Source organism: Clostridioides sp. ZZV14-6387, from assembly GCF_020657835.1.
In the GTDB taxonomy this organism is placed as follows: Bacteria; Bacillota; Clostridia; order Peptostreptococcales; family Peptostreptococcaceae; genus Clostridioides; species Clostridioides difficile_A.
In genome coordinates, this window is sequence record NZ_JAGWCW010000008.1 from 123,879 (window position 1) to 145,493 (window position 21,615).

Below are 21,615 nucleotides of genomic sequence, written 5' to 3' on the forward strand. Positions count from 1 at the left end.
TATTAATATTTCTCATTAAATCTTTTTTCAAATTCTAACGCCAGACTTTCTCTTACACTTGGATGAGCTATATTAATTAAATTTCTTGCTCTTTCTCTAAGAGATTTTCCTTTTAGCTCTGCTATACCATATTCTGTTACAATGTAATCAACATCATTTCTTGATGTTGTTATAGGTGCACCTTCATCCACAATAGAGACGATTTTTGAAATCACTGTACCATCCTTTTTTGTAGTTATTGAAGGCATAGCTATAATTGCTTTTCCATCTTCTCCCATAGAGACTCCACGTATAAAATCAACTTGACCTCCAACACCACTAAATTGTCTAAGTCCCATTGCTTCTGCAACCACTTGTCCCATCAGGTCAACTTGTATAGCAGAGTTTATAGAAACCATTTTATGCTGTTTCATTATAACTGCTGGATGATTGACATAGTCTACAGGTTTAACTTCAACTGCTGGATTATTATGTGCAAAGTCATATAATTTTTTAGTACCCATTAAGAATGTAACTGTCATTTTCTCTTTATCAAAATTTTTATATTTGCCATTTATAACACCTTTTTCATAAAGAGCTAAAGTTCCGTCTGAAATCATTTCTGAATGAATACCTAAATCTTTTTTATCCGTTAAAAATAGCATAACTGCATCTGGGATTCCACCAATTCCAAGTTGTAAAGTAGAACCATCTTCAATTAATGAAGCACAATTTTTACCTATTGCTTCTTCTACTTCTCCAATCTTTGCGGGTTGTAATTCATATAAAGGTTGTGATTTTTCCACTATATAATCAAACTCTGATACATGAACTACTTCACCATAAGTTCTAGGAAACTGGTCATTCACTTGAACAATTACTGTTCTAGCAGTTTTAATAGCTTCATAAGTATAATCAACTGATGTACCTAAACTACAATATCCATGTTCATCTGGTGGAGTTACCTGTGCTAACACAACATCACATTTTAATCTTTTTTCCCTAATTAACTTTGGTACTTCATGGAAGAATGCAGGTGTAAAGTCGCCATCTCCGTTCTCAATTGCTTTTCTTACATTTCCACTTACAAACATTGGATTTACTCTAAAATGAGCTTCCATCCCCTTAGAAGTATATCCACCACTACCTAAGCTTACCATGTGTTTAATCTCAACATCTTTATATTGCTCAGCATTTTCAATCATAGCTTCTACTAGTGCAGGAGGCTCACCTACACAATGTGCAAATACTACAGTATCCCCATTTTTAATCTGCTTTACGGCCTCTGTAGCACTACATAATTTACTTTGATACAATTCTTGCCAATTCAATGAAATCCCCCCATTTAGCTCTTTTTTAAGTTTCACAAATTGCTGATTCAATTATATTTATAGCTCTTTCTATATGGCTAAAATCCCATATCTTAATACACTCATTTTTTACTTTATATTGTTGATAGGATGCGCATAAAGTTGCGCATCCTCCAATTATAAGTAACAAATCATATTCCACATTTTCTTGTGCTATACTAAAATCTACTCTACCATCGAAGTGCTCTTTGATTATTGTAAGAGCCTTCCCTCTTTCGTATCTAGGGTTACAGCCCCCACAAAATCTAACTCCACAGGTCATCGTGTAAATTCTCCTTCTAAAAATATCTTTATCTAACAATCCACTACTATTTTATAATTATTTCTTATCCCATATATTTTTTCATTAATTAAAATCGATATACTTTTCCCTTTTATATATCAACTTGTAAATTTCCTATAAATTTAGAGCTTTCTCTTTTTTTATCCCTGCAATTGTCTTAGCTAACTCTTTTTTCTGACCTATATTTCCTTGTCTTGAAATCATTATTCTTTGGGCTTGTGGTGAACCTGCTCCATGCATTGATTCAGTTCTATAACCAACAGCAGATGAACCAAGACATATATTTTCTAAGAATCTTAATATTCTCATTCTTTCTTCTGTTGAAGCTACTGAAGAAGCTTTAAAATACTTATTACATACTTCACCAATAGTCATTCCACTTGTTCCAACTTTAAGGTCTGATTTAAAGTCTTTTTCTGAAGGCATAGTAACCATAAGACCACCAGCTATATCTTCTGCAAGTCTTACTATTTCATAAGGGAATCTAGTTACATTCTGTTTACATACATTTGCAAGAAGTAAATCTATTTGATAGTTTCCAGCTTCTGTCTTATGGCCTTCTGATGAACATGCTATACCACAACAATATAAGCTTTCATTAAGATGAGTCATTTCTATTAACTTATCTTTTATATGTGAAGCTTTATTTGCTCCATTATAATCAGCTGCTAAAGCTGCTGCTCCTATTATTACATCACCTACACCTACTTTACAACCACCATAACTTTGTCTGTGGTATCCAGCAAATCTCTCAACTAACATACCAGAGAAATCCCACTCTCCACATAAGAAAATTCTATCATTTGGAACAAATACATTATCAAATACTACTAAAGCTTCCTGACCACCAAATTCTTTATTTCCTAAATCAACATCTGCGCCTTCTTCTAATTTTCTAGTATCACAAGATTGTCTTCCATAAATCATGAACACACCCTCAGCATCTGAAGGAACTGCAAATGATACAGCATAGTCTTTATCTGCTTCTGTCATACTTATAGTAGGCATTATAAGATGCTCATGTGAATTTATTGAACCAGTTTGGTGTGCCTTTGCTCCTCTTACAACTATACCATCTTCTCTTCTTTCTACTATATGAAGAAACATATCTGGGTCAGGTTGAGCACTAGGTGACAATCCTCTATCTCCTTTAGGGTCAGTCATAGCACCATCAACTACTAAATCGTTTTCTTGTATATAAGTTAAGTATTTTACAAAATTATCATGATACTTAGTTCCATGAGCTTTATCACATTCAAATGTTGTTGAATACACTGCATTAAATGCGTCCATACCAACACATCTTTGGAAACAAGAAGCTGTTTTTTGACCACATAGTCTTTGCATTTTCACTTTTTTCACTAAATCATCAGTACTTTGATGAAGATGCCCAAATCTATTTATTTTTTCGCCTGTAATATTTGAAGTAACTGTCATTAAGTCTGCATATTCTGGGTCATGAGCTAAATCATAAGTTGCTGCTACACAATTTATAGATGGTCTAATCATAGGATGGTCAACCCAATTTTTAACCTCTTCACCAAACATATAAACCTTAGTGTTTAATTTTCTCAAACTTTCAATATATTGAGCTCCTGTCATTAATGCCATAATAAAACCACTCCTTTTTTTATAAATTTTTTTATTTATGTTAATTATAATACTTCCTTCTTATGTCTGTTTCTTAATATTTTTTTCTAAATCCTATCCCCAAAGTTCTTCATCTGTAGGAACTTCATTTTCTGGCATATAATAAGCAATTCTAGAAATATTAATTAAATGCTTATAATCAAGATTTTCAGAAATACTGTTATTTCCCCAAGAGCCACAACCTAGAGTATTAGTAGGTGCAAGACCATTAAAGAAACTTCCTCCAGCACTAGTAGCACAACATTGATTAATAACGAATCTTGATACCTCTATATTTTCTCCTGCATATTCTATATTTTTAACTGTATTTGAATGGATAGATACACTATGCCCTTTTCCCTCTACATTTAGATTTGCTTTTGCAATAGCTACACCTTCTTCAAAATCTTTATACTTATATGCAGATATAACTGGACACATCTTTTCTTTTGCAAGTATATCCTCTTCTCCTGGACCATCAGCTTCTATTACTATTATTTTTGTATCTTCTGGAATTTCAACACCTGCAATTTTTGCAATTGCATGAACAGATTGACCTACTGCATCTTTATTCATAGCTTTATTTATAAACATAGCATTTCTAAAAGCTTCTTTCTGTGCATTATCTCTAACTATAAAACCTTTATTATTTTTAAATTCATCCATTACTTTATCAAACATTTCTTCTGCTACTATCACTGATTGCTCTCCTGAACAAATTATACCATTGTCAAATATTCTTCCTGCTATAATTTTAGGTACTGCTTCTTTAATATCTACATCTCTATCTATAATACATTGAACATTTCCTGCACCTACTCCAAGTGCTGGTTTTCCACTTGAGTATGCGGCTTTCACCATTCCCATTCCACCAGTAGCAATTACTACATCTGCTGATGAAATTAAATTTCTTGTATTTTCTCTTGATTGTTGGTCAAGTATTTGTATTAGATTTGCTGGTGCTCCTATTTTTTCTAATTCTTCATTAATCATATCTACAGTTTTAGTACTGCATCCAATTGCTTTATGGTGTGGTGTGATAATGATTGCATTTCTTCCTTTAAGGGCAAACATTGCATTACTCATAGGTGTAACGATTGGATTTGTACAAGGAGTTATTGCCGCTACTACTCCAATTGGTTTAGCTACCTTTGTTATTCCAGTTTCTCTATCTATATCAATTATACCAACTGATTTTTTATCTTTTAGATTGTTATATATAACCTTTGCTTTACTTTTATTTTTAGCTACCTTGTCTTCATATACTCCCATTCCAGTTTCTTCTACAGCAAGTTTAGCTAAGTATTCAGCATTATAATACACTACTTTCCCAACTATCTTTACTATTTTATCTACTTGCTCTTGAGTATAACATTCAAACTCTCTTTGAGCTTTTCTAGCTCTCTCAATATAACCATTAATGTATTCTTTACTTAAATCTTCAAAGTTTTCTATTGCTTTTTCCATTTTAAATCTGCCTCCCATTTATTAAATATTTTTATAATGCACTTTTAAAAGTTTCAGACTTTTTCATTGTACCTGTATTCATAAATTTACTATGCCATGATAAAGCTTCATCCAATATGTGAGGAGTTTGTTTTGCTCCATTTTGACAGGCTCTATTTAAATAATCTCTAAGTTGTTCTTTATAATCTGGATGAGCACAATTTTCTATTATTTTTATAGCTCTTTCTCTAGGCGCAAGACCTCTTAAATCAGCATATCCCTGTTCTGTTACAATTACCATTACATCATGTTCAGTGTGGTCTACATGAGATACCATAGGTACTATTGATGATATATCACCATTTTTTGCAATTGACTCAGTACTAAATATAGTTATTGCTCCATTTCTAGCAAAATCACCAGAACCGCCAATTCCATTCATCATTTTTGAACCCATAATATGAGTAGAATTTACATTTCCATAAATATCAACTTCAATTGCAGTGTTCATTGCAATTACTCCAATTCTTCTAGCTATTTCTGGATTATTACTAATCTCTTGAGGTCTCAATATAATCTTATCCTTAAATAAATCAATATCTTCTTCAAATTTTATTAACCCTTCTGGTGATGGACTTACAGACGTAGTAGACGCCATTGTGACCTTACCCATTCTTATTAAATCTAACATAGAATCCTGCACAACCTCTGTATAGCAAGTTAAATTTTCAAATTCAGATTCACATAATCCATATAAAACAGCATTGGCTACACTTCCTACACCAGATTGAAGTGGAAGTAGATTTTTTGACAATCTACCTGACTTTACTTCTTCTTTCAGAAAAGCGATAATATTATTTGATATTTTTTTTGAAGCTTCATCTACAATACCTAATGGACGTGTCTTATCTTGCATATTAGTGATTACGATTCCTGCAATTTTATCTAAGCCACAAGGTATATATGTTGTTCCAATTCTATCTTTAGGATGATTTATTTCTATTGGCTTTCTATGTGGAGGATTTTCTGTAATATATATGTCTGCCATTCCTTCCATTTCCATTGGTTTTGAAAGATTTATTTCAACTATTACTTTATCTGCACTTTTTATAAAAGAAGGTGAATTACCAATACCACTGGTAGGTATAATATCTCCATTTTTGGTTATTGCAAGTGCTTCTACTATAGCTACATCTACTTTAGGTATAGTTCCATAGTTTAAAAATTGAGTAGAATGACTTAGATGCATATCTATATAATTAACAACACCTTTATTAATGTTATTTCTAAGTGTAGAATTAGTCTGATAAGGAAGCCTTCTTTCAATTATACCTGCTTCTGACCATGCCCCATCTACCTCTGGGCCTAAAGATGCACCTGAATACACAGTTAACTTTATCTTTTCTCCTCTTTTAGCCCTTTCTGCAACTGCTAATGGCACTGCTTTTGGATAACCTGAAGGTGTAAATCCACTAAGTCCAACAACCATTCCATCATTTACAATTTTAGCAGCTTCATCTGCATTCATAATTAAATCACATAACTTTTCATTTCTTAATCTTTCTCTTAATTCTTCAAATACGCCTTCATTATTCATAAATATCCCCCCATATAAAGTCTTATTTACATTGGAAGTTTGTGTAAAACTATAACCAATATAACTTTAGTTAACAATGCAAATGGATACGTGGCTCCATAACCTGCTGCTGGGTCATCACTGTCAAGAGCATCAACAGCTGCTCCAAGACCTGGAGTTGATGTCATACCACCACAGACAGCTCCAGATAGTAAAATCCAGTTTAATTTAAATATATATTTACCAACTAAGAATCCTATCATCATAGCTGTAACACCTACTACTATTGCTACAAAAGCCAGATGCATACCAGATGTCATAATTGAATCAACTACTTTACCACCATATCTTAATCCAACTATTGCTAAGAAAAACACTAGACCTATTTGCTTTAAAATGTTTAAAACCTTTTCTTCCATTCTGAAATTTACTGCCCCTATCTTACCTACATATCCAAGTACTAGAGATACAATTAGTGAGCCACCTGTAGCTCCTAATGTGAAGTATCCTAATGGTCCCATAAATACATGTATTCCTCCTACCAAATATCCAGCCAAACATGTTAAGAAAAATGTTATTATATTAAATGGAACTTCTGGTATCGTTTTACCTGCAACGCTATCTCTTGCTTCTTTCATTTCTTTTTCATATTTTCTTCTTTCCTCTTTAAGGTCCATCCTAAATATTTTTGGAAGGAAATTTACACCTAATATTACTATTAAAACTCCAAAAGGATATGCAACTGCATGCCCTATACCAACACCTGCTTCAGCATACGCAATATATTTATCTATTTGCTCTTGAGTTAGTGATGTAGTTGTATTTACATCTAATTTTCCTTCTGGGTCAACAACTTTTAAAATTTCTTTCTTATCTTCTATTGAAGCTTTTTCAAACTCCTTTGATACATCTTCTGCATGTTTACCAGCTGTTTCTAGAGCAGCAGCTAATCCGGGTGAACTTGTTAATGCCCCTGTATAAACACCAGAAACTTCATAAGCACTGCTTCCTTTGTTACTTGACAGTAAAGTCATTGCATAAGTCATAGAACCTCCTATAAAAGTTATAAGAACTCCTAAAACTACAAATCGTGCTCCATACTTCTTTAATACAGCTTTCATATCTTTTGCAGCTAATAAACCAACTGCTGCAACAAATATTATCAAAAAGAAATCAAAGAAGTCAGGAGAAATAATTCCATTTCCCATCATGACAGTTGCTGCCTTATACCCTGCTGCTGTTTCTCCTTTTGCTATTACTGAATTCCCCAAGCTATATGCAAGCCACCCAATAAATAATCCTGTAAATAATGCTCCTGATACCCCAAAATTAAACTTCCCAAATTTAATCTTTCCAAATAAAATTCCTGTAATTACAGCAGCAAACATAAGGACAAAAGGATTCATTAAAAAATCCATTAACTCAAACTTCACTAAATCACTCCCTTTCATCGTTATTAAATTAACAATTATTACTAAAAAATATATTTCTCCTTTCTCCTCAAAACTTTATTTTGTTATTAAATTAACATTACTAATTAAAAAAATTTTCCCTTATTAATATCAATCTTTTTCTTTAGGATTTAATTAACAATCTCGTCTCGAAAATAATTGTTTATTTTTAAATAGTTAAATTTTTAATATTCGTTGCTATAACTCGATTACAAATTGATTGTCATCAAAGTATATCAGCTATTTTCTTTTGTTAATTTAATAATATCACTATTCTTAATAGATTGAAAATATCAAAAACTTATGATATGATAGTTTAAAACTATTCTATTTTTTTACAACAATATACAAAACTTATATTGTTGTTAATTATATACTTGTCACTAATACATAAATGAAAGGAATTAATATCCAATGAATATAAATTATTTATATTATTTTCAAACAGTTTGTAAATATAAAAACATGACCAAAGCTGCTGAAAGTATTCATATTTCACAGCCATCCATAACATTAGCTATTAAAGAATTAGAAAAAGAACTTGGTTTTGAGCTTTTTTACAGAATAGGAAACAAAATAGAATTAACTCCTGAAGGAAATATTTTTTTAGACAAATCAAAAAACTTTACAAGACAATTTGAAGATTTTCAAAGTGATGCACTAGACTTAGGAAAAAAGAGAAAGGCCTCTCTTAAAATAGGCATTCCTACAGTCTTAGGTACTTTTTTACTTTCAAAAATACTTCCTAGATTTAATGTAATTTATCCAGATATAGAACTTAAAATCTTTGAAGTTCCAACATTTGTTGGAGCTAAAATGATTGAAGAATCTTCACTCGATTTTTGTATTGGCATAATCGATAGTGATATTTATGATGATATAGATTCAAAAACAATCTACAAAACAGAATTGTATTTAGTTACAAATCCAAAAAATGAATTGGCAAAACAACCTATTATTTCAAATTATATGTTAAAAAATGTACCTTTTGTCATACTATCTGAAGGTTCTTATCATTATAAAATTATAACAAAAAGGCTTGAAAAAGCTAAACCAAATATAATTTTGCATTCAAATCAACTTTCTACTATACGTTATTTATTAGAAAATAACTTAGCTTCAACAATATTGTATAAAGAAATATTTCAAAATACAGAAAATCTATGTTCAATTCCATTAGAGCGTGCAATTACTGCAAATATTGGTGTTCTTTGGAGAAGAAATCAATACATATCTCATAGTATGAGACTTTTTATTGAATATATGGCATCTATTCATATAAATTAGTTTCAATTATACTATATAAGTACAATATTTAATTTAAGTAAAACACTATAAATATTTTGAGAGTATCAGCATAAAAATAAGATATATTTTTATAAAATTATAATTGTATACATTTGCATCTAAATATTATTATACTGATACTTCTAACAATATTTTTTTTAATTATTAATCATGTTTTTAATCAGGTCTACTTGGGCAACCTAACAAAAAACCCACGCATCCGGATACAAAATCTCTCATCTGTGAAATAGTACCTAAAGAAGCTGGAGCTATAGTTGCAAAATTCCTTACGATAAAAAGTACTATTAATGCTATAACACAAATTACAGTAGCTATAATAATTTGTAATTCACTGGTTTCTCCTTCTTCAATACCTTCAATTTTATTAACAGATACTTTATTTTCGTAATTATCTGTCTCTGAAGTAAATCCAATGGTATTTTTGACATTCATCACATTGTTTTGACTTGATTCTTGACCTTTATTAGATGAATTATCATCTATAAAAAGATTTGAAGATACATCAGTATTTATATATTTTCTTGAAGGTCTCTTTATAAAATTAGCACTTAAAAAGTATCCAAATATAGCTGCTGAAGTTGTTCTTACTACTACATCAATGGTTGTAGTATCTTGTGAATTTACTTCATTGACAAATAAAGTGTATATAGATTGAAACATGAGTATTGCCATTACAATTATTAGACATCTGTCAATTAGTTTGATTTTATACCAGGCTTTTTTTATATTTTTTATAAATTTACGTTTTTTATACATGGATATTATCACCTCTCACAATAAAATTAAGCCCTCTTTACTATAATATGTAAAGAGAGCTTAATGGTGAGATTATGTTATATTTTATGTAAAAATATATATAAAAAACAAATTATTTGTCTAAAATCATCAAATCTTTAGGGAATTTAGTAAGTCTTTCTGGTCCGTTTTTGGTAATCAGAACAGTATCTTCTATTCTAACTCCACCCCATCCAGGGAAATAAATACCTGGTTCCATTGTTATTATACATCCTTCTTCTATAGTTTTATCACCATAATTACCAATGAAAGGCTCTTCATGAACATCTCTACCAACTCCATGCCCTATACCTTGATAATAATAATCTTCATATTTTTTAACAACTTTTCTTATTTCAGCATCTGGAATTGTAGCATGTACACCAACTTTCATGTTTTCAACACCTACATGTTGTGCTTCTTTAACCAAATTATATACCTCTAATTGCTTTTCAGAAGCTTCTCCAACTATAAAAGTTCTAGTTGTATCAGATATATAACCATTATACATAGCTCCATAGTCTATAAGTACAAAATCTCCTTTTTCTATGACCTTATCACTAGGTTTACCATGAAGTAATGAAGTCTTTGCACCTGATATCAATATAGTCTCAAAACCTATATTTTGTGCTCCATTCATCTTCATAAAATACTCCAATTTTGTAGCCAATTCAATTTCACTAACTCCAGCTTTTATATGTGGAATCAATTCTTCTAACGCCTTATCTGCTATCTCACATGCTTTTCTTGTATTCTTGATTTCTTCTTCATCTTTTACATATCTTAATGTCTCTACAATATTTTCTGTAGGTATTAATTCTCCATTATCTTTCTCAATCAGATTTTTAAGTTCCTCGTATTTATCAAACACTATATTAGTTCTTTCAAATCCAAGTTTCTTTATACCTACTTTGTCACACACGCTTTTTACTGCTTTTGCCACACTTCTGTCAAAGTTATGCCAATTTATAATTTCAAAACCTTCGCAAACATTTTCTGCAAGTTCCATATATCTACTATCAGTAACTAAGAAATTACCATCTTTACAAATCACTGCATATGCTTCCTCATCAGGAAAACCACTTATATAATTTACATTAGTCTTCTTTGTTAAATATAGTGCATCAAGACCTTTGGATTCCAATAATTCAACTACTTTTTTTACTTTGCTCATGATTTTGCCTCCAAATAATAAATTTTACCTCAGTTATATTATATCATTAATTAGTGTTCTTTTTTATCTAATAGATACTTTATTTCTAAAATTTTTTCATATCTTTCTAACTTTATTTTAAGATTTCATTAGTTTTATCTAAGATATATTCATAAGTTTTGTCAATACTTATGAGGAATTTTTTTCATTATATATGTGGATTAACCAAAATTTAGTACTTACAAAAACCTCGTTCCTTATGACTATATTGAAAATGAATGTTTTTTGGTTATGAAATCGCTCATAAATAGAGTGTTTATGTTGATAATTCAAATTTTTATATGAAAATTTTAAGTAAAATAGTTACAAATATAATTATAAGAAAGATAAGGAATTATTACAATATTTACCGTTTTTCAATTAATATCTGAAGTAGATTTTATATATTAATATCCTTTGATATTTTAAATCCAATGTTATAAGCTTTTTTTAATACTTTAGGATTATTTTCAATTGAATTTTTTTCAAATGCTTTAGTAGCAATTATAGTTTTATAATGATTTAAACCCATTCCTTTAAGATGCTTACTTGTATATCTAAAATATCTTTTAAAAAATATTGATAAAGGTGCTGCTTGAGTATAAACCATGATTATTTTTTTATTTCCAAATCTAGGTATATGTTTACCTTTATCTATTGTTGTAAGTGGATAAAGTCTATCTAATAATAACTTGGTTTGAGCTGATACCTGACATATATAAACTGGCGAACCTATAATTACATACTCAGCTTTTTTTATATCTTCATATACTTGAATCATATCATCTTTAAGTGAACATGAATAATTTTTTCTACAATATAAACATCCTTGGCAACCTTTTATATTCATATCATTTAAGTAATACTTTTTTACATCAACATTATTTTTGTTTGCTCCTTTAATTATTTCATTAATTATTGTATCTACATTACCATTTTTCCTTGGGCTTCCTACAAATGCTACTATTTTAGACATTTTCAACTCTCCTATTTAATATATATTTGCTATATTAAGAAATATTTGCTCCAAATATTTTTCTTTTTCTTCATATCTTCAATTTGAAAATTATTATAAAATATCGTATCTATTTTATTTATTGTATTTTCAGGTATTTTAATAACATTATCTAATTTTTTAGTGTTTGATACGAATCTAGTTCAATATTATATTACTAATTTACTGCTTATAAGCAAGATTAATAATTGTATAAAAAAGAGAAGTTGATATTTTAATTAGTACTATTCATTTTGATTCTTTTGGAAAGTAACAATATTTTATCTAATATTTCATTTATCACAAAGATAAATTCTTCATCACTTTTCCCTGTGGGGTCATTTATTCCCCAATCTTCTCTATATATACATGGAAGATATGGACATTCTACATTACACCCCATTGTAATAACAATATCAACTTCGGGTATGTCTTTTAATAACTTTGAATATTGCTCTTTTTCCATATCTATATTATAAATTTTTTTCATTAAACGTACAGCATCTTGATTTATTTGTGATTTCACCTCAGTACCTGCTGAATAACTTTCAAAAACATCTAAACCTAGTTTCTTTCCTAATGCTTCTGCTATTTGGCTTCGACAAGAGTTATGAACACAGATAAAAGCTACTTTGGGTTTATAGGCTACCATGTTTTTCCCTTTCTATAATTGATTTCACTTCATCAATTGTTAATACCTTACCATATGATACAACCTTGCCATTCATAACAAGTGCAGGAGTGCTCATTACTCCATAGCTAGCAATTTGAGTAAAATCAGTTATGTGCTCAATATTTAAATCTAAATTCATTTCTGAAATTGCTGTACGTGTTGCATTTTCTAAAGCTATACATTTTGCACAACCAGAGCCTAGAACCTTGATTCCATCTTCTTTCTTTGTCATTTCTGCATGTTCCATAGTTTCTGATGTACAATCTCCACTACAGCAACATGATTTTTTTTCTTCTTTTTTACCAAATAATTTCATCTTAATTTCCTCCTAGTTTTTATAATATTAAAAATGTATGCAAAACATTGAACAAATAACCAACCACGATAATACCAATTGTACAAATAGCTATAAATAAAGCCAGTAATTTTGGTTTTACAGCTTTTTTAAGCATAATCATAGATGGTAAACTTAATGTTGTTACAGCCATCATAAATGCAAGTACAGTTCCTAATTGTGCACCCTTAATTAACAATGCTTCTGCAACAGGTATTGTTCCAAAAATATCTGCATACATAGGAACACCAACCAATGTTGCTAAAATAACACCAAACGGATTGTCACTACCTAGAATTGTTTCTATCCAAGTTTCTGGAATCCAGTTGTGAATTATAGCACCAATTCCTACACCTACTAAAATATAAGGGAATACTTTTTTAAATGTTTCACTAACTTGTTCTTTTGCATATTGAACTCTATCTTTTCGTGTCAAAGATGGTGAGTCAATATCTACATGACTTGCATTTTGTATAAAATCTTCAACATATTTTTCCATGTGCAATTTTTCGATAATAGTACCACCAATAACTGCAATTAATAGTCCAACTATCACATAGGCAATTGCAACTTTTGCACCAAATATACTCATAAGAAGTACAAGGCTACCTAAATCTACCATAGGGGATGAAATCAAGAAAGAAAAAGTAACTCCTAAAGGAAGCCCTGCACTTGTAAAACCTATAAAAAGTGGTATAGAAGAACATGAACAAAATGGAGTTACTGTCCCTAATAGAGCAGAAACAATATTTGCTCCAATACCATGAAAGCGACCCAAAATCTTCTTACTTCTTTCTGGTGGAAAATAACTTTGTATATAAGATATAATAAAAATCAAAATACATAAAAGTATAGTGATTTTTATAACATCATAAAAAAAGAATTGAACACTACCACCTAGTCGTGTAGTATTATCTAATCCTAAAAATGATAATGTGTTGCCAATAAGACTATTTAGCCATTTCATGCCAAGAATTTGGTCTTGAAAAAACAGTATGGCTATTTGTAATATTTCCAAAATAATTCCTCCATTCTATTTTTCATATCAATTTTATTTGATATGTTTTTTTTAATAAAAGCCATCTGTAGATGACTTTTATTTGCAAGATTCTGTATCTGTATTAGGTGTTGTGATTTCTAATAAACGCTTACTAGCATATTCACTACCCTTTTTACTAAGGCTATAATGTGTCCATTTTCCATCTTGTCTTGGTGATACTATTCCTGATTCACACAATATTTTCATGTGATAAGATAGTGCAGATTGACCAATATTCATTTTATCAATTAAAACACAAGCACATTTTTCTCCACTCCTTAAAAGTTCGAGAATTAAAAGTCTTTTTTCATCACAAAGGGCTTTAAATATTTTTGCATCATCTTTATAGTTAATCATCATTTTTCACCTCTCATATCAAAATATTTTGATGTGTCTATCGTACTATATTAATATTGCTTTGTCAACAGTCACATCAATTTTATTTGATATGATTTATTGATTCTTTTTTGACTAAATGCTCTATACTTAAATAATTTTTCTTTATACATAAATCTTAATTAATATCCTCCACAACAAGATATCTTTTTATAGTCTAACTTCTAATTACTTTTTATAGAACTGTTTAAATTAAACAATTTATCAGAAAAAGACATCTTAGGGCTTTGTAAAAATAGTTTAAGAATAGATATATATTTCTTAGAAAAAATACAAAAATAAGGTTATGATTTTTAAAACCATAACCTTATAAATACTTAATTATCACTTAAAAAATAAATTTATATTCAAAGAGTACACATAAACATTTCCCAACTTATCAATTAGAAAATCACATCTTTTAATATACTCCTACCTATTTTGCAGTATATCCAGCTTTAGTTAAAGTTTCAACTGCTAAATCACCTTTAGCTTCATTTACTAAAACTATTGGACCTGTACAACCCATACCACTTTCAGCATAGATTCCATTTTTCCATAACTCAGATACTGCATCTTCTAAATCCATTATATCAACACCAGCTATTTGACGAGTAACAACCTCTTTATCTGGCATTTTAACTTCTACTTTTTCAGCTTTAACTTCTTTTTTAGTAAGAGAAGCTATAATATCATCAAATTTTGCTTTTTTAACTTTTTCAAATTCACTTCTTGCAACATTACTTATATCGCCCTTTACAACATCATAGGCGTATTTTAGTGCATTTGCTACTACTGGAGAACCTGATGCTCTTGATACTATAAGAACTCTTCTATCATAGTCTTCTCCAACCCCTGGACCATATCCAAAGCCTTGAGCCTCATAATCTCCACCTGTAGTATATGAAGAAAATACTTTCATAAATATATTTCCAGATAATGTATCAGTAACCATAACATCAGGTGCACCTACAAGTAAATCATTACCTCTCATTACACAGCCACCATCTGCTCTAATTGAATCAGCAAACTCCATGTCATATCCATTATCTTTTAATTCTTTTAAACATTTCTCAACTTGTCTTGCTCCATCTACATTAAGTATTCCAACCTTTGGGCATTTATTCCCAATTGATTTAGCTGTAGCAATACCATAAATAGCATTTCTCACCATTGCTTCTATTCTATTAGTAGCACTTGTTCCTGTTGTAGTTGCAAGTATCATTTCTTTTCCTTTGGCTGGAGTTATCACTCTACCTACTGTAGATACACCTATTGGAAAATTATAGTGCATAGTAACACAAGCATCAATGTATCCTGAATCTAATAATTCTTCCATTTTTGAATGCATTTCTTTTTCATCATTAACTTCAACTACTTCAAGGTCAGTTTCTACTTTTGGTCCAATAAGTACTATATCAAATAAATTAGATTTTGCTAATTGTGCACCATTAACCATGTTCTCTACACCATGTTCACTTCCAAGTGTAGTCACACCAATTTTTACTTTTTTGCCAAATTCGCCGCTTTCTATTGCATTAGCTACTTCTAAGAATACATCTGCGATTACTTTTTTTGACATATCCTCACCCCTATTCTTCTAACATGTCTAGTGCTAGTTTTTTCATAGATTCAGCTATTATCTTCTTAATTTCATCCTTAGAAATTCCTGAAGTCTCTTCAGTAATACCTGTATTTCTTTCAGCTATAAAAGATACTCCATCAAATAAGTTAGTCATTCTTCCTAAGAATAAACTACCTTTTCCAACTATCATAGCTCTATTTCTCTCACCTGTAGTTAAATCATCTATTAAAAATCCTATATAAGGAGCTCCTGATGGTATATGTCCTTGAGTTGGTGCCCATCCTGGTAATCCTTTATTAGAAACAAAGTCTTTTAATTCTTTCTTTTCTAAGTCTCCACGCTTAACAGCAAGTGCTCCTATCATTTTATAGTTTGCTTCTGGAACATCTCCTGCTCCTGCTGGCTTAGTTATATCTGGGTTTTGCATTTCAACAGAGTATACATCAACATCTGTTATTTTTAAATTAGCTCTATCAAGACCTGAAGTTATAAGTGCTGTCATAACTGCTTGAGGTGAAGAACCAGTTCCAACAGTATGCTTGCCTGTTAAATCAGTTCTTATAACTGGATTTATTCCATCATTTTCAGATACAAGTACTGCAAATCCTCCAACAACATCTTCAAGTACAGGAAGTCCTTTTTTAACATGGTCTTTAGCATTCATTCCAAGTTTAGCACTTGCTCCACCTGCTACTACCATTACATTCTTGTGTATTCCAGCTTTTACTAGGGCTGCAGCTTGAATTAATGCATGTGTTGGTGCTGCACAGAATCCTCTTGTGTCAGAACCAGTTGCATTTTGAAGTCCTGCTATCTCAGCTATTGATTTAGCAAAGTTTCCTCCACCCCTTTGGTTTATATCTCCACAAGCTTCTTCTGAACACTCAATAACATAATCTATTTCAGCAGGGTCTATTTTGCTATGTCTTAGCATTTGAATAGCAGATAAAACTCCAGATGCTTTTACTACTAAATTTTCAAACATTGTATGAGCATTTAGGTTAACATCTACATCATGTGCTCTTTTTACATAACCAATGAATTTTCCATTATGGTATAATCCTTCTGCTATGTGTGTTGCTACTAATTCTTTACCTTCTTCTATATCATCACCCTTTAATTTACCTACAAATGAAGCAATTTCAGGGTAGTTGTTTTCGATTTTTGGTTTTACTTCATCAATAAATTCTTGTGATAATTTTACTAAATCAAATGCATCACTTATTTGCATTAAAGCTATGAACTCATCTTGAGGCATTATTTCTCCAAATTTACCATTTCTATTTCCCTCAATCTTTTGTTCACACCATGGCATTGGTAAATCTCTTAATTCCTCTGGTCTTCTATTTCCTATATAAACTTGATTTGGCATGTAGTTAACTACATCTTCGTAACTTCTTATATGATTGCTTACTTCCTTTAAAAATTCTGAATCTGGATTTGTTGCTCTTTCAACTGTACAAGTACTTCCATTTTGCACTATCATATCTGGAGTATGAATAAGTACATAGCCTGCCCCTTTTAAAACTGGATAAGTCATTTTGTGCACCTCCATAAATTTTATGAACACTTATTTTTTAATTTAATTAAAGACTCTAATTGTTGTTATTTTTGTTTTGTTGTATATTTGATTCTATTATTGTTTATGTATTTTGGCATTTTTTAAGATTTCATGAATGAATAACTCCAATTTACCCATTCATGAAATCTATATTATTTTTTTGTGTATAGTTATTTTTTATTTTTAGTGTGTGTTTATATTTTTATCTATATAATATATGTGTGTGTGTTATTTTTATTTTTCAAATACTGTTTGACCATCTACTTCTGTAGTTAAAGCGTTTAATGCTTTTTCTACAAGGCCTCTTCTTAAGGCTTTTTCTTCTGTAGGGTCAAGCGCTGGATTTCCAAGTGGATGAGGTATTGCTATAGTTGGAACTATTCTATTAGCCCCTACTGTTAATGAAATAGGTACTACTGTACACATATGAACTACTGGAAGTCCAGTTTTTTCTATTTCTTTTACCATCGTTGCACCGCAACGAGTACAAGTACCTCATGTAGAAGTTAATATTACTGCATCTACACCATCAGCCACTAATGCTGCTCCAATTTCAGAAGCATATTTTTTAGAGTTTGCAACAGATGTACCATTACCTACAGTTGTGTAGAAAGTTTCATGTAATTTTCCAATCACACCTTCTTTTTCTAAATCTCTAAGAACATCAACAGGTAATACTCTATCTGCATCTAAATTTGCATACACTGGGTCATATCCACCATGTGCAGTTTCATAAGTCTCTTCTGTTAAATCCATAACTCCTGCTATAGAATAAGTTCCATATTTAGAAGCTGAAGAAGACTCTATTCTATCAGGGTTTCCTTTTGGAACTATACCACCTGAAGTAACTAAAGCTATTTTGCATTTTGATAAATCTTTTACAGCGTTACTTGGGTCAACTCTATCAAAGTTTGGCATTGGGTATTCAGTTTCAAATGGTTCACCTTTTATTTTCTTAACTAACATGTCAACAGCTCTCTTAGAACCTCTGTCTTCATGGAAATAATTAACTCTTATTCCTCTAGCTATGTATCCTTCATCTTTAGGAGTTCCAATTTCTTCTCCATTAGCAAGTTTTACTGCAAGCTTTGCTATTTTAGGAAGTGCTTTTCTCATACCTGCTGCAGAATCAGAAGTTTCTACTACATAAACTTCTTTTTTGAACATATCTGCACCTGGATTTTCAATATACATACCTGTTAGGGCTGGTATATTTAAAGCATCTTTTACAACTTTAGTTATTGTTCCAGCAGCAACTCCATATCTACCAGCATTAAATGCAGGACCAGCTATGAAAAGTTGTGGTTCAAAACCTTTTATCATTCCTAAAACTTCTTCACTTGCACTGTCTATATTTTCATTGAAGTAGCTATCTCCACATACTACTGTTCCAACTATTTCAATATCTTCACCTAATAATTTATCAAGTTGTAAACTTATTGGAGGTAAAGTTTCTGCCACATGTGGCTTAGTATCAGCTTTTTCTTCTCCACCTATACCAGCAAAGAACTGATTAATATAATGTACCGCTTTTAGTTTTCCCATCTCTTAGTTTCACCCCTTTTGCTTTTAGGCATTAAAATTTACAAAATTCTTCTCTTATACCAGACATTTCTTCTTCTATTTCTTCAACTTCTAAAACCATTTCCATCATACTTATTTGATCTTCATATACAGTTTCATCAAATAAAGCTTTCATTGGTTCTTCTACAACATGGTAAACACTTAATCCTAAAGCAACTCCAGCAAGTGGTCCAGCGAAAGTTGGATCCCCAGCAGTTACTGTTTCGGCTGCAAGACCTGCAGCTTCGGCTTCAGCAGCACCTAGTAAAATCACAACATTTTCAGCTCCGAATTTATCAGCAGCTTCTTTAACTCTGTTTTGATTTTCTAAGTCCATAGCCCCAGCAGCAGTTCAGACAAAGCATTCTGTAGATGAGAAAACAACCTCTGCTCCTTCTACTGTTTTTACACATTCTTCTATCGCAGGTCCTGGTATACCATCACGGTCACCTATTATAAGAACCTTTTTATTACTAAGTAAACTCATAATAATCCTCCTTATTATATTTCTAATATATTTTTTTATATCTATAACATTTATTATAATTTATCTATAATATGTTTAATTAACATTACTCAATCGTTTAATAAAATACTTCTTAATATCCTTTAGCAGTTAAATGACCAAATCCTGTTTCATTAGTTGCACCTGTTATAGCTTGTATTTCAACTTCAATAGTTCCATCAGCCTTTAAGCTTCCATCAGAACCACCAGCTATTACATCTACTACTTCTAAATGACCAATTACTTTATCTAATTTAGGAAGTACTACAACTTGGTTAGCATTTCCACCTGTTACAACAGCATCAGCTCTTACATCTGCATCTGCAAGTGATTGAGAACCTCCATCACGTCCAGCATATTCATCTGTAACTATAACAGTTTTTACACCTTGCATTTCTATCTTCTTACAGTTCATTATAAGGTCAGTATCTGGATTTCCAAAACCTTCTTGTGAAACTATAACTGCATCTAATCCTAGGTATTTACATAATTTAGAAGTCCAGTTTGAAGATCTTTCTTTGTCTGCTAGGTAAACATTTTCATTAGTTATAATTACACCTACAAAGTTTATATCTTTACCATGTCTTGCATATAAGTCTTCAACAACTCCATTGTTTATATGAACATAACTTGGGTTTTTGTCACACGCAGAAACACAGTTACCACTTACAATTGCTCCGTCCATTAATTCTGTTGGATATAATAAAGTTGGTACTATTTGTTTTGCATCCACTCCATATACATAAGTATCATGTAATAATCCTTGAGTTTGAAGCATGTAAACATATCCTACTTTTGGAAGTTCTGGATATTCTTTTATTGACTCAAGAAGAGGCTTAGTTTCATATACTGAAACTTCATCTGGAGTAAGATTTCTTGCTGCTTCTCCTAAATACATTGCTGCTTTAAATCCTATCATTCTAACAGCTTTTTCATGAGCATATTGTTTTAAACCATCAATAGGTTCAGCTATTACTACAACATTATTTAATTTAGAAAATGGAGTGTATTTAGCTCCTTCTCCAGTCATGTCTACTATACCTTCTTGGAAACCTACTATTTTTCCAGTAGTTACAACAGCTACACCTTTTAAAGCATGAGTTTTTCCTTCTCCTACAGTGTCAACTTTAGACATTATACCTGGGAATATTCCCCCATTACCTTCAACTTTTACTCTTGGCTCGATAACATCTTTTACAGGTGTTATTCTTACGCTTTCACCTGGACGAGCTAATTCTATATCTATAGATTTTATATGCTCATCTCCACCAATCTCTTGTAGCATCTCTTGCTTATTGATGAATAATACTCCATCTTTTACTTCTGTTACATCACCAAATTGAATATCTTTTATAAAGATTTTCCCTAATTCAAGACGCATACTTGCACCTCCTGTTATTTAATTTGTGTATATGCATTTGAGTTTTTCTCAAAATTATATCATTTTATAACTTTTATTAAAGATAATTTTATAATATAGTATTTTTATGTCTTAAATATTTGTTATATTATTAAAAAATATTTACTGTAAAAAAATTATTTTATTTAAAATTATTTTTTTAACAAACTTGAATATAAAAACCTCTTTTATCTTATTATCTTCAGACTAAAACATATTTTTACTTTATTGTTAATATTTCGCCAATATCTTAAAGATATTTTTTAATCATGTCTTCTATATTAGGAACTGTAGCATCATCTTTAGTAACTTCGTCTACTTTTTCCCCATCTTTGTATATAGCCATAGTTGGAAGACCTAATACTTTTTGTTTTATAGCTAATCTTCTAGCTTTTGTTGTATCCATCTTACAGAATTTTATTTTGTCCCCATAAGTCTCAGCTAATTTATGAACATCTGGCATTAAAGCTTTACAAGGCTCACAACCTTCACTCCAGAAATCAACAAATACAAAACCTTCTGCGTTTAAAACTTCTTCTTCAAATGTAGCCTTATCTAAATCTAACATTTTATTTTTCC

Annotated in this window: 20 protein-coding genes; 1 reads left to right on the plus strand and 19 read right to left on the minus strand. The window is 30.7% G+C overall.

The window, feature by feature from the left end; translation table 11 throughout:
• Nucleotides 1-2: 2 nt before the first annotated feature.
• The 6 genes from KGF38_RS07285 to KGF38_RS07310 all read right to left on the minus strand — a co-directional run bounded on the left by KGF38_RS07285 (nt 3) and on the right by KGF38_RS07310 (nt 7,734).
• The gene (locus tag KGF38_RS07285) at nt 3-1,310 is read right to left on the minus strand and encodes an acetyl-CoA hydrolase/transferase family protein (protein ID WP_054270939.1); all 1,308 of its coding nucleotides are present in this window, start codon (nt 1,308-1,310) and stop codon (nt 3-5) included.
• Nucleotides 1,311-1,335: 25 nt separating this feature from the next.
• On the minus strand, nt 1,336-1,611 hold the full coding sequence (locus KGF38_RS07290) for a hypothetical protein (protein ID WP_054277114.1): 276 nt from the start codon (nt 1,609-1,611) through the stop codon (nt 1,336-1,338).
• 135 nt (nt 1,612-1,746) lie between these two features.
• Nucleotides 1,747-3,243, minus strand: coding sequence for a 4-hydroxybutyryl-CoA dehydratase/vinylacetyl-CoA-Delta-isomerase (abfD, locus tag KGF38_RS07295; protein ID WP_054270941.1), 1,497 nt, complete (start codon nt 3,241-3,243; stop codon nt 1,747-1,749).
• 93 nt (nt 3,244-3,336) lie between these two features.
• The gene (locus KGF38_RS07300) at nt 3,337-4,728 is read right to left on the minus strand and encodes an aldehyde dehydrogenase family protein (protein WP_054277115.1); all 1,392 of its coding nucleotides are present in this window, start codon (nt 4,726-4,728) and stop codon (nt 3,337-3,339) included.
• Nucleotides 4,729-4,759: 31 nt separating this feature from the next.
• Nucleotides 4,760-6,304, minus strand: coding sequence for an acetyl-CoA hydrolase/transferase family protein (locus KGF38_RS07305; RefSeq protein WP_054277116.1), 1,545 nt, complete (start codon nt 6,302-6,304; stop codon nt 4,760-4,762).
• Between the two features lie 26 nt (nt 6,305-6,330).
• Complete coding sequence (locus KGF38_RS07310) at nt 6,331-7,734, minus strand: hypothetical protein (protein ID WP_161803378.1); 1,404 nt, start codon at nt 7,732-7,734, stop codon at nt 6,331-6,333.
• Between the two features lie 414 nt (nt 7,735-8,148).
• On the opposite strand from KGF38_RS07310, the gene KGF38_RS07315 reads away from it, so the two are divergent.
• Nucleotides 8,149-9,021: a LysR family transcriptional regulator gene (locus KGF38_RS07315; RefSeq protein WP_054270945.1), complete on the plus strand. Its 873-nt coding sequence runs from the start codon at nt 8,149-8,151 to the stop codon at nt 9,019-9,021.
• A gap of 177 nt (nt 9,022-9,198) precedes the next feature.
• Here the strand turns inward: KGF38_RS07315 and KGF38_RS07320 are convergent, their stop codons facing one another.
• The 13 genes from KGF38_RS07320 to trxA form a co-directional block, all read right to left on the minus strand.
• Nucleotides 9,199-9,798: a hypothetical protein gene (locus KGF38_RS07320; protein WP_054277117.1), complete on the minus strand. Its 600-nt coding sequence runs from the start codon at nt 9,796-9,798 to the stop codon at nt 9,199-9,201.
• A 112-nt stretch (nt 9,799-9,910) separates the two neighbouring features.
• Nucleotides 9,911-10,990: a M24 family metallopeptidase gene (locus KGF38_RS07325; protein WP_054270947.1), complete on the minus strand. Its 1,080-nt coding sequence runs from the start codon at nt 10,988-10,990 to the stop codon at nt 9,911-9,913.
• 418 nt (nt 10,991-11,408) lie between these two features.
• Entirely contained in the window at nt 11,409-11,984 is a 576-nt protein-coding gene (locus KGF38_RS07330; RefSeq protein WP_054270948.1) for a flavodoxin family protein, read from the minus strand.
• Nucleotides 11,985-12,237: 253 nt separating this feature from the next.
• Nucleotides 12,238-12,654: an arsenate reductase ArsC gene (locus tag KGF38_RS07335; RefSeq protein WP_054270949.1), complete on the minus strand. Its 417-nt coding sequence runs from the start codon at nt 12,652-12,654 to the stop codon at nt 12,238-12,240.
• Entirely contained in the window at nt 12,641-12,991 is a 351-nt protein-coding gene (locus tag KGF38_RS07340) for a thioredoxin family protein (RefSeq protein WP_074178388.1), read from the minus strand. Before KGF38_RS07340 ends, KGF38_RS07335 begins: the two co-directional genes overlap by 14 nt.
• 19 nt (nt 12,992-13,010) lie before the next feature.
• A complete protein-coding gene (locus KGF38_RS07345) occupies nt 13,011-14,027 on the minus strand; it encodes a permease (protein WP_074178389.1) in 1,017 nt (338 codons plus the stop codon).
• Nucleotides 14,028-14,105: 78 nt separating this feature from the next.
• The gene (locus KGF38_RS07350; RefSeq protein ID WP_407811546.1) at nt 14,106-14,408 is read right to left on the minus strand and encodes an ArsR/SmtB family transcription factor; all 303 of its coding nucleotides are present in this window, start codon (nt 14,406-14,408) and stop codon (nt 14,106-14,108) included.
• A gap of 451 nt (nt 14,409-14,859) precedes the next feature.
• Entirely contained in the window at nt 14,860-16,005 is a 1,146-nt protein-coding gene (gene grdD / locus KGF38_RS07355; protein WP_074178390.1) for a glycine/sarcosine/betaine reductase complex component C subunit alpha, read from the minus strand.
• Between the two features lie 10 nt (nt 16,006-16,015).
• The gene (gene grdC, locus KGF38_RS07360; protein ID WP_074178391.1) at nt 16,016-17,548 is read right to left on the minus strand and encodes a glycine/sarcosine/betaine reductase complex component C subunit beta; all 1,533 of its coding nucleotides are present in this window, start codon (nt 17,546-17,548) and stop codon (nt 16,016-16,018) included.
• Between the two features lie 255 nt (nt 17,549-17,803).
• Entirely contained in the window at nt 17,804-19,114 is a 1,311-nt protein-coding gene (gene grdB, locus KGF38_RS07365; protein ID WP_079739758.1) for a glycine reductase complex selenoprotein B, read from the minus strand.
• Between the two features lie 31 nt (nt 19,115-19,145).
• Nucleotides 19,146-19,619, minus strand: coding sequence for a glycine/sarcosine/betaine reductase complex selenoprotein A (grdA, locus tag KGF38_RS07370; RefSeq protein ID WP_079739759.1), 474 nt, complete (start codon nt 19,617-19,619; stop codon nt 19,146-19,148).
• Nucleotides 19,620-19,731: 112 nt separating this feature from the next.
• Nucleotides 19,732-21,018, minus strand: a complete 1,287-nt coding sequence (locus KGF38_RS07375) for a glycine/sarcosine/betaine reductase component B subunit (RefSeq protein WP_054270955.1) — start codon at nt 21,016-21,018, stop codon at nt 19,732-19,734.
• 268 nt (nt 21,019-21,286) lie between these two features.
• Nucleotides 21,287-21,604 carry a thioredoxin TrxA gene (trxA, locus tag KGF38_RS07380; RefSeq protein WP_021385220.1) on the minus strand — a complete coding sequence of 106 codons (318 nt, stop codon included), beginning with the start codon at nt 21,602-21,604 and terminating at the stop codon, nt 21,287-21,289.
• Nucleotides 21,605-21,615: the final 11 nt, after the last annotated feature.

Coding starts and splice junctions, on each gene's coding strand:
- KGF38_RS07290 (WP_054277114.1), bottom strand. CDS start 1,611: ATGACCTGTGGAGTTAGATTTTGTGGGGGCTGTAACCCTAGATACGAA.
- abfD (WP_054270941.1), bottom strand. CDS start 3,243: ATGGCATTAATGACAGGAGCTCAATATATTGAAAGTTTGAGAAAATTA.
- KGF38_RS07300 (WP_054277115.1), bottom strand. CDS start 4,728: ATGGAAAAAGCAATAGAAAACTTTGAAGATTTAAGTAAAGAATACATT.
- KGF38_RS07305 (WP_054277116.1), bottom strand. CDS start 6,304: ATGAATAATGAAGGCGTATTTGAAGAATTAAGAGAAAGATTAAGAAAT.
- KGF38_RS07310 (WP_161803378.1), bottom strand. CDS start 7,734: ATGAAAGGGAGTGATTTAGTGAAGTTTGAGTTAATGGATTTTTTAATG.
- KGF38_RS07315 (WP_054270945.1), top strand. CDS start 8,149: ATGAATATAAATTATTTATATTATTTTCAAACAGTTTGTAAATATAAA.
- KGF38_RS07320 (WP_054277117.1), bottom strand. CDS start 9,798: ATGTATAAAAAACGTAAATTTATAAAAAATATAAAAAAAGCCTGGTAT.
- KGF38_RS07325 (WP_054270947.1), bottom strand. CDS start 10,990: ATGAGCAAAGTAAAAAAAGTAGTTGAATTATTGGAATCCAAAGGTCTT.
- KGF38_RS07330 (WP_054270948.1), bottom strand. CDS start 11,984: ATGTCTAAAATAGTAGCATTTGTAGGAAGCCCAAGGAAAAATGGTAAT.
- KGF38_RS07335 (WP_054270949.1), bottom strand. CDS start 12,654: ATGGTAGCCTATAAACCCAAAGTAGCTTTTATCTGTGTTCATAACTCT.
- KGF38_RS07340 (WP_074178388.1), bottom strand. CDS start 12,991: ATGAAATTATTTGGTAAAAAAGAAGAAAAAAAATCATGTTGCTGTAGT.
- KGF38_RS07350 (WP_407811546.1), bottom strand. CDS start 14,408: ATGATGATTAACTATAAAGATGATGCAAAAATATTTAAAGCCCTTTGT.
- grdD (WP_074178390.1), bottom strand. CDS start 16,005: ATGTCAAAAAAAGTAATCGCAGATGTATTCTTAGAAGTAGCTAATGCA.
- grdC (WP_074178391.1), bottom strand. CDS start 17,548: ATGACTTATCCAGTTTTAAAAGGGGCAGGCTATGTACTTATTCATACT.
- KGF38_RS07375 (WP_054270955.1), bottom strand. CDS start 21,018: ATGCGTCTTGAATTAGGGAAAATCTTTATAAAAGATATTCAATTTGGT.
- trxA (WP_021385220.1), bottom strand. CDS start 21,604: ATGTTAGATTTAGATAAGGCTACATTTGAAGAAGAAGTTTTAAACGCA.